This window comes from Moorena sp. SIO3B2 (assembly GCF_010692525.1).
In the GTDB taxonomy this organism is placed as follows: Bacteria; Cyanobacteriota; Cyanobacteriia; order Cyanobacteriales; family Coleofasciculaceae; genus Moorena; species Moorena producens.
In genome coordinates, this window is the sequence record NZ_JAAHHE010000582.1 from 1 (window position 1) to 2,994 (window position 2,994).

General features: G+C 36.6%; 1 protein-coding gene. It reads left to right on the plus strand.

Features of this window, described 5'->3' with window-relative positions:
- Window positions 1–731: 731 nt before the first annotated feature.
- Window positions 732–2,267 (plus strand): glycosyltransferase family 39 protein, encoded by a 1,536-nt coding sequence (locus tag F6K38_RS38310; protein WP_287360177.1) that lies wholly within the window; start codon window positions 732–734, stop codon window positions 2,265–2,267.
- The last annotated feature ends 727 nt before the right edge of the window (window positions 2,268–2,994 follow it).

Below are 2,994 nucleotides of genomic sequence, written 5' to 3' on the forward strand. Positions count from 1 at the left end.
AGAACGATACGCAATCCGGGACAGGTAATGGTCCACTGCCTCTAGCAGTGCCAGTGCCTGAACCGATGTCGTCTCAGGGTCTACTGGCTCTGGGCTTTCTGGGCTTAGGATTAGTGCTGAAGAGAAGTATCGGTTCTAGTCTGTTTTAAGGCAATTAGTAGGGAATAGGGAGTCTTGATGCAGTAGGTATATCAAGACTGCATCAAGACATTAGACTTCTTGCAGAAGTCGGGAACAGGGAACAGGGAACAGGGAACAGTGGACAAGAATTGACGCAAAGCGATGCAGAGGTGCTTTTGAATAAAATAAGCTGACGGCTGACAGCACCTCAAGTAGCGTGAGCTAAAAGCTCACGGCTGAATGCTTACCTTTCGTTGCAGGGTAAACGCATCTAAATTTGTATCAAAAATTACAGTCAATAATTCAACAATAGTATAATAAATATCTAATCAACCTGTTGATTCTCAATAAGCCCAAAACATTGCTCAATTATTGGCCGTTTTACCCTTGGTCGATTTGAGAGTACTCTAGATTATGGTTGCGTACGCAATCCTCCTTTGATTTTTGTTCAAATTCAACGAATTTGAACAAAAAAAACTCCTTTAGTATGGAATTTATTCGAATTAAAAAAACTGATTTAATCACTTATTTAGGTTATATTTACTACCCAATTTATGCGTTTACCATGACTTACGTTGCTATAATATGATTCTTAATGAGGTCAGTTTATTATGCAGTTTATCATAAAAACAATACTAGGATTATATGAAAAATTTAGTCCAATAAAAAGATGGCTTCCTCTACTATTTATTCTGTTAACAGCTCTTATATTGTATCACCACCAAATAGATAGGCAAAGTCTTTGGATTGATGAGCTTTACAGCGTCAGAGATGTTAAGACAGGAAAAGGTTTTCCACCTCAAAATTTAATTCGCCCAATTTATTATCTACTTCTCAGTGTCTGGATGAAATTTGGGAATAGCGATGCTTGGTTGCGGAGTTTAGCATCATTTTTTGGCATAGGTAGTATTTTTCTAACCTACTTAATTAGCTGTCGTTTAAGCTCTAAACTAGAGGGATATATCGCTGCAATTTTACTGACTCTTTCTCCATTATTTGTCTATCATTCTCAACAGGTAAGAATGTACTCGTTAACTACATTCTCTGGTCTATTGGGTACTTTATTTATGATTCAGGTGTTGGAGCGTCCATCTAATTTTGCAATGGCTTGGTGGGCAGTATTTCGATTAATATCAATTTTAACGTTACCCTTAAATGTAACTCTAATTTTTGCAGATTTATTCCTAGTTATAATTAAGTTTCGTGGGCAATATAATGTGGTAATTAAGTTTGCCAAATGGCTCCTAATCATGTGTGTTGTTTGGTCTCCACTTTTGCTGTTAAAACTAATCCCAGCGACTAGGAATTTTTCAACTGACCCAGTACAACAAAGTCGTCCATCTCCTAATATTGTTAATTGCATCAGATTCTTGAGAGAATTTGTAGTTTTGCCACCCTTTTTAGCAGATAATGTAAACCCAGATAATAGTTTAATATGGGTCTATAGAATAATCACTTTATCCTTGATAATCTTGGTAGGTATAGCTTTAGTTACTGCACTTAGGAAAGAAAATTCCAGTAAAACGCTTTGGGTAGCAGCCTGGGGATTTCTACCTGTAATGCAAATTTTCTTAGCTTCTAATCTTTTCTTCTCAATTTGGTTAGATCGATACTTACTATTTACAGTTCCCTACTTTTTGATCCTCCTGGCATCAGCTTTAGTCAAGGTTTGGCATCGAAATACTATCATTGCCTTAATCATAATTTTCTTGTACGGTTTGGCAGTATTTAATGGTTTATCTAACTACTACAGAGCTGATTTACATCGAGATTTTCGAGGCATGGTTCACATGATTAAAACACATGAAAAAGACGATGACATTGTGGTTTGGGCTATAGAAAGTTGGATAAATACCTTACCATTATTCCACTACGATCATGGTTCTGCTGAAATTGTAGTAGCACCTAGACCACCCTCTTCAAGAACTAAACTTAAAGAAGGTAGTATGGAAGATTGGTTTGAGGAGTTACCCGCAACAAAATCGAGACTATGGCTACTGTGTAAACTGAATTCCAAGAATGAAGAAGTGTTCAATAATATAGTAACACAAATGTATCAAATTAAAGCTCATCAAAGATTTAAAGATCAAAATGGTAAGCTTAACTATCATGTATTTTTAGTATTGCCAACTCACCACCAGGGTTGAATACAGCAACAAGTTGCACTGACATCAGAAATGTGATTAGGAATAAGCAAGTCAGACTGATAATCCATGTTATTAGTGTTACCTCCATATCAGGCTATCCCTTTCTGTACTAATTTGGTTTATCCCTCTTCACATTAATTCAACTCATATAGCGTTTGTATTTGAGTTGTGAACATAGCTTGTAGGGTGGGCAAAAATATTTTGGTTCAAATGAGTCTTCTAGATAAGATAACTTTGCCCACCCTACTTTAATTGGTATTTTTTTTACATGCAAGTCCCTTATCCCTCTTCACTTTCTGTACTAATTTGGTTTATCCCTCTTCACATTAATTCAACTCATATAGCGTTTGTATTTGAGTTTTGAACATAGGATTGATGGTAAAAGTGATCCAGCGCGGTCTTGGGGAGGCGCGCACCGTCCAGTTTTTATATAGGCTTACATGCTCAAAGTTGGGTCAAATTTTGCCATAAACTTATTAATTTAATACAGGTATTAATGAGACTTAATCGTAATATCCCTGTTCTGTCACTTTAGGATAATCGAAAGAATTTCCGTCATTTCAGCCTAGGAAAAATCAAGGTTTGACCCCAGGTAAGCATTCAGCTATCAGCTATCAGCTATCAGCTATCAGCTATCAGCTATCAGCTATCAGCTATCAGCTATCAGCTATCAGCTATCAGCTATCAGCTATCAGCTATCAGCTATCAGCTATCAGCTATCAGCTAT